Raw genomic sequence first — 16,318 nt, 5'->3', positions numbered from 1 at the left:
GACCCTGCCCGAAATGTACAGGCGGGTGTCGGGATCAGACCTGGTAAAGCTACAAAGATATCAGTTCGTAAGTAGCTTTAATTTCGTCGAGATGGGTTTGAAGCCGCTCCTGGTTGGTGTCGGTGATAAATACCTGCCCTTTGTTTTCAATACAAACCTTCTGCAGCAGGTTGCCGATGCGTTGCTCATCCAGTTTTTCAAAAACGTCGTCCAGCAATAATAAAGGTGTGATCTTCTTTTCTTCTTCGATCACCTCCAGTTCGGTCAGTTTCAACGCAAAGAGGAGGCTCTTCCGCTGGCCTTGCGAGGCTATATTTTTAAAAGGTTGATGATTGAGCTGCAGTAACATATCGTCCCGGTGTATGCCCGTGGTGGTGCGCTGCAGGGCGCGGTCTTTCTGCAGGCTGGCAGCCAGTAGTTCTTCAAATGGCGTTTCCAGCAAACGGCTGTCGTACAGTACTGAAAGGTTTTCCTCTTTCTGCGCGATTTCGGTGTATAGTCGTTTTACCCTGGGCAGGAAGGACACGAGGAACTGGCTGCGCTTCTCAAATATAAAGTTGCCGGGCTGTAGCAATTGCTCTGTCAGTATTTGTAGCAGCGCTTCATCAATGGTTCCGCTTTCCGCGGCCGACTTCAGGAGTGAATTGCGTTGTTGCAGAATTTTATTGTACAGGATCAGGTTGCGCAGGTAATCCGCATCGATCTGGGAAAGCAAAGAGTCCAGGAAGCTGCGTCGCTCCTCACTTCCACCGGTGATCAGAACCGCGTCGTCCGGGGCGATCACGACGCAGGGATACCTCCCGATATGTTGTGAAAATTTGTCGTACGGGTCGTTATTAATGAGGAATTCTTTTTTGTTGTTTTCGCGGAGGATACAGGTCGCCGTTTCTTCCGCATCATCCCTGATCATTTTTCCCTCGATCCGGAAACCGCGCGAACCCTGTTGCACGTTAACCACGTCGGTTTTACTAAAATAGCTTTTGGTGAAACACAAGTAGTGGATCGCATCCAGGATATTCGTTTTGCCGACTCCGTTGCGACCACAAATTCCAATGACGGGCTGTTCAAATTCAAACACTTTATTAGTGTAGTTCTTGAATTGCAACAACGATATGGAATTCAGCCTCAGCATCAGGCAAAAATAGTTGCTGCGGGTGAGTACCAAAATTTTTTCTTCATGTCAGTCCGCAGGTCATCATCCTTTGCCGGACTCCGCTACTTTGTTGTAAATTGCTTGCCACTCAAGCAGACCATTGTGATAGAAGTTACTGCCGATATATCCCGGATGATGAATCGCGAACTGATGGAGACAGAAGTGCATCTCTATGCCTGTGATATCCGCAGTTGCCATTTTTCTCGCGACGCGGCATGGATCACGCCGGAGGAAAGGGCTAAGGCCGCGGCTTACAGGCTTCCGGAAGATGCGCTGCGCTTCCTGACAGGGCGTGGCATCACCAAGTATGTGCTGGCGCGATACTTGGGCATTGGCGCTGGCGAAATATTGATCCGGCCGGGCAGGTACAGGAGGCCTGAAGCTTTGTATGCTGAACGGGTGCTACCGTTTCCGCAATTTAATATCACGCATTCCGGCGATTGGGTGGTGGTGGCTTTCGCCAAAGCGCTCATTGGTGTGGATGTCGAACAGCTAAAGGATATAGGCGTTGCTGATCTGGCTGCAGCCGTTTTTTCGCCGCGGGAATTACAATATTTCAATGTGTCACCCCAACCGCTTACCGCTTTTTACCGGATATGGACCGGCAAGGAAGCGTTGTTAAAGGCTTTAGGATTGGGGTTGGTGGACGAACTGAAGCAGATCGATATACTGGATGGTATAGACTCTGCTTTTGTGAGTAAGCATACCACTTTACCGCTACAGCTCGATACCACAGCGTGGGGAGATGAATACATGGTAAGCCTTTGCTATGAAGCGGGTAAGAAGCCGATTCTGGGTTGCTTGACGGGGGAGGTGTTGAGTGGTAATTTGGCGAATGATCAACAGTAGAGGCTCGTTCATAGATCTTCTTACGGATCAGCGTTTTCAACGGAGCAGATAGATTTCCCGACCGGTCTGACGGTCTCCGTCTGGCCGCTTTTGAACGCGAGCACCAATAGTGGAATCGGGAGGCGCTAGCAGCGCCGGGAATAGTTAGGGCCCGCTGATCACCATTTTCCCTTGCGATGGAAAACGCCGAACTATTGTAATTGTTCTCTCCAATGTAACCTGCCCCTGGTCTTTTGAACCCGGCAGGCGGTTGAAGCAATTGAGGCAGGGATGAAATCCTATTCTTATTTGCGGATATGCTCCAGCTTCACAACAACTAGAAAAAAATACGTAGTACTACGTATTTTTTTTATGAATATATGTAATTATTTTAGTAGTTGCAAAGGTTCAAGGAGTGATTTAGGAAGCATGGAATTCACGAAACCTTTTATCGTCTACGTGGCGTGGAAAATTCTAATGACGCCGCATGTTCTAAAACACTGGTTTCTGACACGGGATACTCATATAATTAACACCTACTAAAACTAACGATATGAAATACCACCGAATTTTTTTTCTAAATCGCTGCTTTAGGGCGCTTGTATTTGTTATCGTCTGCTTCGTCACCCTAAACGCGAGGGCTCAATCCGGAAATAACATGAGTAATGCTATTGTGATCGGAATTTATACTTCCGCAGGCACTTACTCATATACTGACAGCCGAAATAATAGTGGCTATGGGAATGACTATGGTCAGTCTTCTGATGATATATATTACAAAGTGACTTTTAGCACCGCTGCTGACCTCAGTATATCACTGTGCGGTTCTTCGTTTGATACCTATTTGCACCTTTTAAATAGCAGTGGTACTGCCATTCAATATAACGATGATAATGGACCTTCATGTAGTGGTCTTCAGTCTTCTATTCAGGCATCAGCTCTGGCAGCGGGTACTTATTATATTGTGGCCGAGGGGTACGGCAGTAACACGGGAACGGTAAATTTATCAGTTACAACGACATTGAAATCTCCACCTGTTGGAATGACTGAAGGAGTTGCAGGTAGCAATGGCGCGGGGGGAGCAACTTACACTATTCCGATCAATTTGCCGGCAGGCGTTAATGGAATGCAACCGCAGGTAAGCCTCAGCTACAGTTCGCAGGGGGGCGGCAATGGATTTAGTGGTCATGGGTGGACTGTGTCGCCTATATCAATGATTACTCGTGCCGGAAAGAATGTATTTCATAACGGAGTCGCAACACCTGTTCAATATACTGGTAGCAATGATGCTTTTATGTTGGATGGTCAGCGGCTAATGCTTATTAGCGGCACTAATGGCGCCGGTGGTGCTGTGTATGGCACAGAACAGGAAAGCTTTAGTAAGATAGAAGCAGTGGGAGGTAATGGAAACTCCCCGGCATCTTTTAAGATTACCACCAAAAATGGGACGGTGCTGGAATATGGCACAGATAATACATTAATGTTGACTACTGACGGTACCGAGACGATTTTTTGGGCTTTACGAAGGGTCACGGATGCAAGCGGGAATTACATGTTGTACAATTATAATATAGACAATACAAATCGTTATTATTCACTAAGCAGTATCAGCTATACTGGCAACACATCTGTGGGGATATCTGGCAATTATCAGGTTCAATTTAGCTATACAGACAAGACCGGCTGGAACAACAACCCCATGTATATAGCGGGGTCTTCGATGTATGGCGCTAAACTGCTTAATAAGATTGATATAAAAAAGTCTGATGGAACGCAGATTCGAAGCTATGCAATGGCCTACCAATATCGTCAAAAGAAATATTTTTTGACAAGCGTTACTGAGTCTGGATCTGATGGCAGTGCGTTAAAACCGATAACTTTTACTTATGGGGAAAATGCCGGGGCGCAAAATGCGACATTGACCGCTGAGAATTCTTACTCGACGGATGAAAACTTCAGCGGAGATTTTGATGGGGATGGGCGAATGGATATACAGAGTTATGCATACAGAGTAAGCACCAGTACTTTTGAAAAGTGGTTTAAATGGTATCAGATATATGATTACGACAATGGAAATATTGGGGCAAAATACACCTATAGTATGGAGTCTGATATTCCAAATACGGATTTTAAAATGATGGGTAACGGTCCCGTTCAAAATCCGTTTGCAAATTATGATTATGATGGTGATGGTAAAGATGATGTATTTCTTGCCAAGTTTAATACCGGGAGTTATACGTTGAAGGGGATGAATATCAACTACTCAAGGGTGAGCAATGTTTTTGGAACAAAAACGGTTGAAAAGAAAAAGGTAGCTTACGACGTTTTGCCTTCATCTTTTTACGGAACTCATAAGCTGACAAAGCAGGGCGGAAGTTTTTTTGCTACCGGTGATTTTGACGGCGACGGCTACGCCGACTATATAACGATATTGGGCGTGGACGGATATAGCAATGCTTACAAAGCGTTTTTTAACTCCCCGGCAAAGAATATAGTTAATAAGGAAGTGTGGGGATTTGGCTCCGGCGTAAACGGAGGCAGTGGAGACTTTTCAGCATTAAAAGTAGCTGAATCAAAGGCTGTGATTCCTATTAATTTTGATGGAGATGCCAAAACAGAACTATTGGTAGTCCGGGACGAAGGAAGTTATATTTTATCTGTCTTTCCTGTGCCGTCCAGCACAGGTTATTCCTACGGCTCTTCAGTACTGTATTCGACGTCAGATATTAAGACGGATTACAGGATCCTTCCCGGCGATTTTAACGGAGATGGTAATACTGATTTATTTGTAAGAGCCTCAAAAAATGTATCTACCACTCCCTGGAAAATTTTTTTCAGCACTGGGAAAGCCTTTAATCAACAAGCTTTTACCGGAGAAGCATATGGGATCATTTTACCTGGAGACGGATTCTCTACCGCACACATGTTAACGGTTGGAGATTATGATGGCGATGGTAAGACTGAAATATGCCATGCCATTCAGCAGGGGAACGGATCAAGCAATCAGGTATTCTATTATTTTAATGGTGCCCAGTTTGAGGTGGAAAACAATAGTATAGGACAAGCCACCAATACAGAGGCCGGGTTTACAGCAGGTGACTTTAACGGCGATAGTAAGCTTGATTTTATTAAGATCAGGAAAGCCAGTGAGACGTCTTTTTATGCGAGCTTACTTTTACTAAAGCCGTTTCAGGAAAAAAACCTTTTAGCTACCGTTACCAATGCAGGTTACCAAACCGATTTCGATTATTCCTTACTAAATGGGTATTACAACACCAATGTATATAGCCGTACTACGGATGGGTATAGTTACTCCGACTGGTCAATGGCAGGACCCTATGTTCCTGATTATATAGTTCCAGCCCCTGCAATGTATGCTGTTTCTAACATAAGAAGGCAGAATGGTATAGGCGGCTGGTTTAATGAAAGCTATAAATATGAAAATTTAGTAGTTCATCCCGGTGGGCGTGGCTTTTTAGGGTTTTTAAGGACGGATGTAAGTGACGATAAGGGAATTACCAACAGAATGTGGAATAACCTTAATTTGAGTTATTCAATGCTATATCCCGATGTGGCCCAAACTCATTTGAGTTCCGGAGGTATCTTGTCGAGATCAAGATACACAACAACTTTTCAACAGGTGTCTGCAAGCAGCTACTCTAACCGTCGTTTCTTCATGAAGACAGATCGGGTCCACACCAAGAATTGGTTAACAGGAGAGGCTTCAGAAATATTAAACACCTACGACAGCTACGGCAATGTAACGCAATCTGTAACAAAAGCCGGTACGTCGAATGATTTCAATCTCACCAATACTTTAGAAACAGCCACGGTCAATACGACTTACGGCACCTATGCCGGAGCGCCCTACCCGGGCTTCCCAACCAGCGTAGCGGTGAGTAAAACCCGCACCGGTCAGCCCACTGTCAGTAAAACTACTAATTACACCTATACAGCGCAGGGGTTACCGGCAACCGTGACGGAATTTGCCGGGACGGCCATTGCAACAACGGTTAGCAATACCTATAACAGTTTTGGCCTGTTATCACAAAGCAGCATGAGTGTGCCTGGAGTAACCACACCCGTAACGCAATATGTATATGACGCTACAGGTAATTTTTTGCTGGAAAAGAAAGTAACCGGTGGTGGCATCACCAAAAAGACATCCCACACTTATGATACGCGCTGGGGCGTGCCGCTTACCGAAACTTCCACCGACGGACTCACCACCTCTTATGTGTACAATACGCTTGGACAGCTTACGCAAACCAATTTTCCTGATGGCAATTCGGTGAGTACTACCAGAGCCTGGGAAACTTCTGGCAATGCTCGGATGAGCGCTTTAACCCAAAGAACTGATGGCAGCAATCCTGTGAAAGTGTATATGGATATATTGGGCAGGGAGATAAAAACTGAAAAAAGAGGCTTTAATGATCAGTGGCTTACTTCTGTTAAGACATATAACTACCTGGGACAGTTGCAAAGCGACACGGCGCCTTACTATCCCGGAGAAACTATAAATACGACTTCTTATAGTTACGATAGTTACGGTCGACCTACAACCACGAGTAATACAACAGGTACTGTTACTACCTCTTATACCACCGATGCCGGAGCGGGTACGTTTACCGTATCCACTACTAATGCTGCCGGACAAAGCAGCAGTAAAACCACCGATGCCAGTGGCAAAGTGATCAGTAGCGGCGATAATGGGAACACCATGAGCTTCACCTACGATAGTTGGGGCAACCAGTTGACAGCTTCGAGCGGCAGTCAAACCTTTGTAACGAATACTTACGACAGTTATGGACGGAAAACCGCTACTAACGATGTCAATGCCGGCACCTTCAGTTACCAATATAATGCTATAGGACAGATTACCCAGCAAACCGATGCGAGCGGCAATGTGCAGAATATGACCTATGATGTCTTTGGCCGTGCCGCTACCACTTCCGGTTCGCAAGGAACTACCACTTACACGTATTATTATGACGCAGCAACAGGAAAAAGCAATGATAACGTTATACAGGTAGTCGGCTTTAACGGAGACGTGCGAACTTATGTATATGATGCACTGCAAAGGTTAAGCAGTGAAAGCATTACAGCCTCCGGCAGCAGCCTTACCAAAACCTATACTTATGACAGCAAAAGCAGGCTGGCTACCACAAGCTATCCTGCGGGTTTTGTGATCCGTAATGAGTATGACAACAATGATAATCTAACAAAGAAAAAATATGAGCAAGGGGTTACGGTAAAAACCCTATTTACCGCCACAGCCATGAATAGCCGTGGCGTATACACCGGCTATAGTACCGGCAACGGCAAGACCCGGCAGATTACCTGGGATTTTTCCAAAGAAATGCCCACCCGCTATTACACGGCCGGCGTGCAGGATCTTAACCTTACTTATGAAGCCAACACGGGTAACCTGCTCACACGTAAGGATGCGATCAGGAATCTCACAGAAACTTTTACTTACGATGCCAGCGACAGGCTTACAAGCGCTTCTGTAAATGGCACACAACAATTCAGCATCAATTACGATGGCGGCGGGCAGGGTAAAATGTTGCAGAAAACCAATGTGGGTAATTATAACTACAACACCTCGAAAATACATTTGTTGCAGTCACTGTCGGCCATCAGCGGTGGGCCGGATCCTAACCTGACTATGGGGCCGCAAACCTACTCGATAGCGTTTACAGCATTCCAGCGTCCGCAGACTGTTACGCATGACAATGGTTATAGTGTAAGCTACACCTATGGCTCCGACCGGCAGAGGCTCACTGCTGTATTAAAGAACGGCGCCAGCACAGTGGCCACCAAAAGTTATTGGGGCAATATGGAGGGATTGACCAAAGGCGGGGTCAGTTATGAAATTTATTATATCAGTGCGGGCAATGGATTGAACAATATTATTGTGAAGCAGAATGGAGCGATCAGCATTTATTATGCCTACACCGATCAGTTGGGTAGCATTGTAGCCCTGACCAACGAGTCCGGAACGGTGATCGCCGAGCAGAATTTTGACGCCTGGGGTAGAAAGCGTAATCCCGCTAACTGGACCTATGCAGGTGTACCTGCGGTGCCGGCCTGGCTGTACCGCGGTTTTACCGGGCATGAGCACATTGATGAGATGGGCGGCATGATCAATATGAATGCCCGTATGTATGACCCCAATACCGGGCAGATGCTGGCACCTGATAAATACGTGCCATTGCCCTGGGCGCCCGGAGGCTACAATCGTTACCTTTATGCTAACGGGAATCCGTTGAAGTTTACCGATCCGAGTGGGGACATTCTATGGTTTGTTCCTTTGATCTATGCCGCAGTTAATGTTGCAGTTGACCTGATCATGAACAATGGTGACATGAACTTTGGTCAAATTGTAACATCAGCGGTTAGCGGAGCGATAGGTGGTTTTATCGGCGGTGGCGCAATAACTACAGTGGGTAAAGCCTTTTTATGGGCAGGAGTAAGTCAGGTGAATCGTTTTTTACCTAATATTCCCATCTACCAGTCGGAAAACTTTAGTGTTGGCGTTTCGCCGTTAGTAGGTTTGGGCAGCTCGGGCCTTACATTTGGTGCAAGTTTAAACGTTAGTGGAATGATTGATCCCAATGGTGACGGAAAAGGATTTGCGTATTCAGCAGGTTTTGGGTTGGGCTATAATTCCGGGATGACCAGCCTGGGAGAAGCTGCCGGAGGAAGTACCTATTGGAATGCCGGAGGATTTGCCGGTTACAACGACGGACACGGCAATTACGGTTTGGGGTACTCCTATAGTTCGTTTGGAGGAAGAACGGCCCAGTCGGTTAACGCATTGCAATTCCAGGCAGGAGACTTTGGCCTTCGGATTGATGAAGATTTTCCGGGCAGTGACAAGTTCAGAACCGGTGGCTTGCTGGCCACTTACAAGATTAATAATGACATCACGCTGGCGGTTGGCGGGAGCATGATAACCGGCATGACAAATCGAGAACGAGTTGATGGAGGTGCCTATAACAACCCAAAATTTGAGGATAGACGCGGGCTTTACAACCCTGCTACCGAATTGTTGCCAACACTTAGAGGAGGCTCGTTGTACGGGGGTGTCATCTATAAAGGGCAAAGCTATTTCGCCGGAAACAGCAGCGAGAAAAGATTGCACAGTATTCAAAACTGGATACACAGGAATATTGTCCCGACTGCTTATTTTCCTGACCGGGGGCTGCCTTCGAGGTATTATGGATATTACGGAGGTCACAATCCTTTTTATTTGTATTATTAAACGTGTTATTATGATCCGCAATAATCAAATTTTCTTGTTCCTTGTCGTGTCATATTTATTCCTTTCCTGTGGAAAAGGAAGGCAACTAACTGCTCCGGCGTACTACAATAATCCTACACCGATAGATACGGGCAAGTTAAGGGTGAATGGTTTTTATACTAATATAAGTAAGAGCAGCCTTCGGCGAGAAGAATATACAGCAATAGACCCTGTGGTATTTACAAAAGATAACAGAATATATGCCTCATTTGGAGCTAATACCCGTTATGATAGCAGTAATTATGAGTGTGCTTATTATAAGGAACACGCTGAGCCTGATGATTTAGGAGTATATATCATTGATGGAAATCAAATTAAAGCTTTTTGTCCTGCTTTGCTGGCATTTGGCCAGGGCGCTTATTACAGAACCTATTTTCTGCACTTTACGGGTACCGTTGTTAATAAGGAGCGTATTGTAAATTGGCATGCAGTGCCGCCGTATCCTAAAAAAGTTAAAAAGAGCGTTATAGAGGACTCGGGTAACACCGGAGCTTTTAAGCCTCACGAGTTAAAATTTATTCAGACTGACGCGGTGGAATGTATAAAAACGGAATGAAAATTTTTCAAATGGAACTCAAAATAAGTGTTGGTGCGTTGGCATGTGTATATCTATTCTCTTGTGGCAGAGCGCCAAAATTATCGAAGCCCTGGTATTTTAACAATCCTGCTCCGGTGGATAATAATATTTTACGGTTTGATGGATTTTATACTAACCTTGATGATTCGGCGTATCCATACCCCCAAAATAAATTCACCGGGCTTGGTTTGGTGGTGTTTACTGAAAAGAATCAAGTCTACTCAGCCGGAAACGTTGTGGTTTCAGATATAGACCTACCAATTTCATGTGATCATTATCATAGAGTAATTAAACAAAATAGGTATATGGTAAAAGGGAGGACTATATTGGCGTATATTCAAACTAAGGTCGCGTTAAATGAAGGTGCGATATACTCAGAATATTTTTTGAATTTCAGGGGAACTATTAAGAGTAGAGATACCATAGTTAATTGGGTGGCGGTACCCCCTTATCCTAAAGGAATTAAGAAAAAGGTTATTCAAGGAAAAGCGAATAAATCCATCTTTAAAAAACAAAGTTTAATTTTTGTACAAACGGATGCAGTTAGATGTCTTTAAATTAAATGAAGCATCTTGATAGAACTAAAAATAATCTTCATACCATTCGAGGTAGCGACGTGCAACTCTGTTTATATCATCTTTTTTAACGGGCGACGAAAGAAAGATTGCACAGTATTCAAAACTGGATACACAGAAACATTGTCCCGACACCTTATTTTCCTGACCGGGGGCTGTCTTCCAGGTATTATGGATATTACGGAGGCTACAATCCTTTTTATTTGTATTATTAAACTTATATTATGACTCGAAACCTTGAAATACTGTTGTTCATTGCTGTATCGTGTTTATTCCTTTCTTGTGGGAAAGGGCGGCAGCTAACCGCACCGGCTTACTACAATAATCCTACACCGATAGATACAAGCAAGTTACGATTGAACGGTTTTTACACTAATATAAGTGAGATAGACTACCCACAGGAACAATATACATCGGTAGATCCTGTGGTATTTGCAAAAGATAACAGAATATTTACCTCATTCGGAGCTAGTACCCGTTATGATAGCAGTAATTATGAGTGTGCTTATTATAAGAAGCACGCTGAGCCTGATGATTTAGGGGTATATATCATTGATGGAGATCAAATTAAAGCTTTTAGTCCTGTTTTGCTGGCATTTGGCCAGGGCGCTTATTACAGAACCTATTTTCTGCATTTTACGGGTACCATTGTTAATAAGGAGCGTATTGTAAATTGGCATGCAGTGCCGCCGTATCCTAAAAAAGTTAAAAAGAGCGTTATAGAATACTCGGGTAACACCGGAGCTTTTAAGCCTCACGAGCTAAAATTTATTCAGACTGACGCGGTGGAATGTATAAAAACGGAATAGTCTTGGCAGATGTTGAGCGGGTGCATTATATTTTTATCCTACTCTGCGTGCTTTGCGAACAAATCTTTGCGCACTTTTCGTTAAAAAATCACATAAAAGGAAAATGTTGTGCACTCTGTTGAGCTGTTAAGCAAATGACGAGCCAGGTGTTTCTGTAAGAATAAAACGCGTGGTCGGCTCAATACCTTAGTTGACCGAGGGTCGAGGTGTAAAATACGTAGCCCCTACGTATTTTTTATATGAAAAAATGAATATATCTTTATAATCAACATAACGCATCTGAATTATTTATTTTAAAGTTCAGGCGAGTTTGCAAACCCAATACACCTGTTTATGAAAAAAATACCCATTCTTTTTATCAGTTTGACTTTCCTCGTCTCGGGGATATGTAGCGAAACGGCAGCTCAGCAGCAGCATTATGTAATACGTCCTTCAGAAGAAATGTTGGCGATGTCTGGTCTTTCGCCGAAGACCGAGACCATTACTACCTTTGAAATAGTCGATCTGACCGGGGATAGCGTTCTCGGGTATTTGCCGCCCGCGGAAGCCAGCAATGAGCGAATAGCTATTTACCCGCCGGTTTCCAAGCAGGAATGGTTAAGCGCCATTGCCGAAACCGCTAACATCGGTGCGTCTTTGCAAACTGGCGCTTCATTTCTACTGATCATTACAAATCTGAGTGTGGGTGGCAGTAGTAACCAATCTTATGCGCGGTTGAAAGGCGATCTGTATAAAACACCTTTGGGTAAGGATGCCTATACTTTTGTAAAAGCTATAGATGAATTTTCCGTTAATAAAGTGTCAGGTATCGACAACACGGCAGGCAACGTGATAGAATTGTTGGGTAGAGTTGTGTCGGCTGGAGCAGGTCCGATTGTACGACTGTCAGACCTTAAACCCAAGTCCAAAACGCAAGTGATCAAAGCCAAACAGGATGGGCTAAGTTTTATCGGCAATGGCGTCTTTCCTTCCGGCGTTTATATGAGTTTTGAGGAATTCAAGGCTTTGCGACCTACCTACGGCCAATTTTTTGTAAAGACGGACACGTTATCTAAGACTGTTAAGGTGAATGGGTTTGACGTCGGTGATACAACAATGAAGAACAGTCAGGAGCCATATGCAGTGGCGGTAGCAAACGAGTTGTATTTGTATAAAAATAACATGCTTTATCCTGCGGAGTCCATGGGGAATACGCTGGTATTTTCGAAATATGTGAATCCGGCGATACGAAAAAACAACGCAACTTTTTGGCGAAATAGTATTGGTAGTAGTTTCAATAAATGGGAAGACAGTAACCCGTTCGACAACCGCTACGTGATAGCGCTTAATGAATATAAAGGATACAAAATAGACGCGGAATCGGTCAGGATCAACTTAGATAATGGTAGCCCGGAACTATAAATGATTGATAGGAGATTTGGTGGCGTGATGTGATAATACTGGTGCGTTTTGATAACAGGGTAGGGACGCTCAATAGCAGTTGATATCAGGCGCGACGAATAAGAAACGTAAAATACATTGCCTTTACGATTGATTTCTTTAACCGCTGGGAACTCCACACTCCCCAGAACTAACACTTAACCGATTGTGACTTGCAACCTATTAAAATTTTAACGATTCATGATGCCGAGTTGCTTCGCATAGGAATACAACATGTTCTTAGTACTATTCTATGCAAGGCATATAACGTTGAATTTTTTCAGGCAGCTACAGTTAGAATGGCTTCCCGTACCATCAATTATTTACAACCGGATATTTTAGTTATTGGTATCAATCTTTTTACAAAACAACATAAAGATTGGCTGACAAGCTTAAGATCGCAATTTACGCACGCTTGTATAATAGCGCTGGCAAAAGATCCAATTGGAGCAATGCAGCATAATGACTGCATTGTACTTCCGGAGAGCTGTAGCACCAAAGTCTTTGCTTCAGCTATTAAAGACCTGATTGCGATCAACTGTCACAACGAAAATTCTGAAAAGAAAAATGATATCGTTGCCGAACAGATGACTGACATCGCTCCCAAAATAACGAAGAGAGAAAAAGAGATACTGGACCTTGTAATCAATAACTGGAGTTCCGCTGAGATTTCGCAAAAGCTATTCCTTAGTAAAAGAACCGTAGAAAAGCACCGGTATAATCTTTTAAAAAAGATTAAATCATCTGATTGGCGAATGACGCCGGGAAGGGTGTAGAAGCAGCGTCACTTTTGAAAATGGGTTCGAAAATTTTCGCATTTTTGAGAGATATCGGTTTTTAATGGTTTCTGTAATGATACAACCTCATTGGGTTTTTCGGGATGCTATTTATCTGGCATCCCCACACTTAAGCTCCCCTACCGCCTTCCCCTTACTTTCTCTTAGACTTCTCCCAGGCCGCACTTTGTTTGCCTTTAAAATAGCGGACGATGCCGGCGATGACGGCATAATTCATCATGCAGAAATAATAGGGGATGAAAAAGGCTTTGATCTTAACATTGCGCTGTTCAAAGAAATAACCGGCTATACTGAGACCGTAGAATAATACCTGACCCGCCAGGAGCAGCTGATAGATCAAGGCGTCGTTTGTTGTAACAATCGCTATGTTCAAAACGAAAGCCAGGATCATCAGAAACGGCGTGATCGTCCAACGCAAAACACGGTGGCTGATGTATTGAAATGTCAATACAGGGTTGCGAAAGGGGTTTGCTGCTTTCTTCAGGCGGAAGATGGACTGGATGCCACCCGCGGCTATTCGGATCTTGCGTTTCAACTCTTCTTTGGAATTGGCTGAAGCGGTTTCCATCGCATAAGCCGCCGGTTCATAAGCGATCACATATCCTTTCTCCGCGATGCGCATGGCGATCATGTGGTCGTCAATGATCGTGTCGGCCTCTACCGGTTGGTAAAGCGTGCGGCGGATGCTGAACAACTCGCCGGCGGCGCCCACATTGCTATACAATTCATAATCCCACTTTTTTAAAGCGGATTCATACTTCCAGTAAAATCCTTCACCCGCCGAACTGGCGTCAGCCGCTGCGTCCACCCTGATCTTTTTTTCGCCGGCCACGGCGCCCACTTTGGGGTTCTGATAATGTTTTACCAATTCCCTGATCGCATCGGGATTCAGGTAGGTGTTGGCGTCGGTAAACACGATAATATCACTGCTTAGTTCCGGTAATACGCGTTTGATGGCAGCCATTTTTCCCGACCTTTCGTTCTTGTGAAACAGCCGCACACCCGGGTGCTGCTGGATCTTTAAAGGCGTACTATCATTGGAACCATCTGTTACAAAAACAATATTAAAAATAGCTGATGGATAATCGAGCTCCACGCAGTTTTGGATCTTCTCTTCGATATAATCTTCTTCATTGTAAGCGGCGATCAACAAGGCCACCGTCGGCAGCCGGGTGGTATCCAATACAGGCACCGGTTTTTGCAGGCCGGCCAATCGCTTTAGCCTCACGATGATATATAATAATATGCCATACCCGAAGAAGGCGTAGAAGACAATAAAGAGGCTGATCCAGAATAGAGTTATCATGATATTTTATAGCCCAGGGATTGGCTGTTGGATGAGTGAGTAAAATTCCACCAGAGACCTTTCAGTGTTTGAGCCGCCAGGTCGGTTCTCCCGTTTTTTAAATGTATGGCTAATTGTTTAGGGGTGGCTACGAGTGTATAATAAACCAAGAACAAAGCCTTCTTGCCGAGCCCCGTATTCCTCCTGATGTAGAGCATCCTGTTGCGCGTCATGAAAAAGGCTTTGATAGGACTGGCTTTGCCCACGCTGATCGATTCTTTGTGATAGATCACGGCCTTGCCGGTAAACCAGATCTTTTTTCCTATGCGCTTGAATTTCTCACACCAATCCAGTTCTTCATAATACAGAAAATAGCGCTCATCCATCAATCCTGCGCGGTCGAGATCCGTTTTTCTGCACATCACGGCGGCGCCATGACAGAAGCCCGTTTCTCTGCTGTCCCTGCTGTATTGTCCCTTATCCGTCTCCATCGAGCCAATGCCGCTGTTACGGGCGGTGAGATAGTTCATCTCGGTGAAACCGGCATACTGGATAATGTTCTTGTTTTCAAAATATTTGATCAGGGGGGAAAGCAGACCGATGTCCGGGTTCTTTTCCATTTCCGCAACCATGGTAGATACAAAGTCCGGTGTGATTTCGGTATCGTTGTTCAGAAGTAAAATATACGCGCCTTTGGCATTCCTGATGCCCAGGTTGTTGCCGCCTGCATAGCCCAGGTTTTTAGAGGAGTGAATGTAAACCAGGTCCGGGTAGACTGCGATGAAATCTTTCATCCAGTTTTTCGCCGGCGCATTATCAACCAGGATCAGCTCTACCTCGCCGGCAGCGGTAAACGACCTGACCGATTTTAAGAAGTCAATGGTTACAGCAGGTTGGTTGTAGTTAACGGTTATGATCGAAGTCAGGGGCATTACTACGAAGATAAAATCTTTTATCAATCAATAGCCGGCCAGCCCTTTTAATTTTTGATGGAGGTTAAATACCTGTTCGATGACGGATTGTTTTTCATTGTTGTCGATCACAAAGTCGCAGCGTTTCATTTTGGTGACTTCGTCCATTTGTTTTTTCATGCGGGCATCGACCTGTTCCCTGGAAAGGCCACCCCGTTGTAAGACTCTCTCGATGCGAAGCGGCGTATCGGTCCAGACGCCGATTACATAGTCGAGGTGTTGTTCGCTGCCGCTTTCAAAGATCAGTGCTGCTTCTTTAATCGCATACGGCGCCTGTTGTTGAGAGAACCAGTCGACGGAGTCCCGGATGGTGGCAGGGTGGGTGATAGCATTCAGCACTTTCAGTTCTGCTTCGTTGTTGAACACCGCGGCGGCCAGGAACGCGCGATCGAGCTGATCGTCTTTATACGCTTCGGCTCCGAAGTGATCCATGATCTGCTTACGGATCGACGCGTCAGTATGCATCAGCCTTTTAGCTGCGCTATCCGCGTCGTAGACGGGGATGCCAAGGGTAGAAAAAATATTGGCAATGGTTGTTTTACCACTGCCAATACCACCTGTGAGGCCAATTTTTAACATGATATAGTTGATATGTTAA

The 16,318-nt window shown here is 44.7% G+C and carries 11 protein-coding genes; 7 read left to right on the top strand and 4 right to left on the bottom strand.

Annotation, left to right across the window (positions count from 1 at the left end; genetic code table 11):
* Positions 1–49: 49 nt before the first annotated feature.
* Entirely contained in the window at positions 50–1,165 is a 1,116-nt protein-coding gene (recF, locus tag ACU37H_RS02995; RefSeq protein ID WP_472702878.1) for a DNA replication/repair protein RecF, read from the bottom strand.
* 12 nt (positions 1,166–1,177) lie between these two features.
* Between recF and ACU37H_RS02990 the strand changes: the two genes are divergently transcribed.
* The 7 genes from ACU37H_RS02990 (at position 1,178) to ACU37H_RS02960 (ending at position 13,443) form a co-directional block, all read left to right on the top strand.
* Positions 1,178–2,002, top strand: a complete 825-nt coding sequence (locus tag ACU37H_RS02990) for a 4'-phosphopantetheinyl transferase family protein (RefSeq protein WP_472702877.1) — start codon at positions 1,178–1,180, stop codon at positions 2,000–2,002.
* A 637-nt stretch (positions 2,003–2,639) separates the two neighbouring features.
* Entirely contained in the window at positions 2,640–9,248 is a 6,609-nt protein-coding gene (locus tag ACU37H_RS02985) for an FG-GAP-like repeat-containing protein (protein WP_472702876.1), read from the top strand.
* A 10-nt stretch (positions 9,249–9,258) separates the two neighbouring features.
* Positions 9,259–9,843, top strand: a complete 585-nt coding sequence (locus ACU37H_RS02980; RefSeq protein WP_472702875.1) for a hypothetical protein — start codon at positions 9,259–9,261, stop codon at positions 9,841–9,843.
* 11 nt (positions 9,844–9,854) lie between these two features.
* The gene (locus ACU37H_RS02975; RefSeq protein ID WP_472702874.1) at positions 9,855–10,421 is read left to right on the top strand and encodes a hypothetical protein; all 567 of its coding nucleotides are present in this window, start codon (positions 9,855–9,857) and stop codon (positions 10,419–10,421) included.
* Between the two features lie 242 nt (positions 10,422–10,663).
* The gene (locus ACU37H_RS02970; RefSeq protein ID WP_472702873.1) at positions 10,664–11,248 is read left to right on the top strand and encodes a hypothetical protein; all 585 of its coding nucleotides are present in this window, start codon (positions 10,664–10,666) and stop codon (positions 11,246–11,248) included.
* 333 nt (positions 11,249–11,581) lie between these two features.
* Complete coding sequence (locus ACU37H_RS02965) at positions 11,582–12,649, top strand: hypothetical protein (RefSeq protein ID WP_472702872.1); 1,068 nt, start codon at positions 11,582–11,584, stop codon at positions 12,647–12,649.
* Positions 12,650–12,840: 191 nt separating this feature from the next.
* Positions 12,841–13,443: a LuxR C-terminal-related transcriptional regulator gene (locus ACU37H_RS02960; RefSeq protein ID WP_472702871.1), complete on the top strand. Its 603-nt coding sequence runs from the start codon at positions 12,841–12,843 to the stop codon at positions 13,441–13,443.
* A gap of 154 nt (positions 13,444–13,597) precedes the next feature.
* Here ACU37H_RS02960 and ACU37H_RS02955 read toward each other — a convergent pair whose 3' ends face one another.
* Genes ACU37H_RS02955 through coaE form a run of 3 tightly spaced genes read right to left on the bottom strand, consistent with a single transcriptional unit; the run spans position 13,598 to position 16,299 of the window.
* A complete protein-coding gene (locus ACU37H_RS02955) occupies positions 13,598–14,770 on the bottom strand; it encodes a glycosyltransferase family 2 protein (protein WP_472702870.1) in 1,173 nt (390 codons plus the stop codon).
* The gene (locus tag ACU37H_RS02950; protein ID WP_472702869.1) at positions 14,767–15,681 is read right to left on the bottom strand and encodes a glycosyltransferase family 2 protein; all 915 of its coding nucleotides are present in this window, start codon (positions 15,679–15,681) and stop codon (positions 14,767–14,769) included. Before ACU37H_RS02950 ends, ACU37H_RS02955 begins: the two co-directional genes overlap by 4 nt.
* Positions 15,682–15,708: 27 nt before the next feature.
* The gene (gene coaE, locus ACU37H_RS02945; RefSeq protein WP_472702868.1) at positions 15,709–16,299 is read right to left on the bottom strand and encodes a dephospho-CoA kinase; all 591 of its coding nucleotides are present in this window, start codon (positions 16,297–16,299) and stop codon (positions 15,709–15,711) included.
* Positions 16,300–16,318: the final 19 nt, after the last annotated feature.

The organism is Niabella sp. ZPM-14 (assembly GCF_055693045.2).
This window is presented reverse-complemented; position numbering and strand designations above follow the sequence as displayed.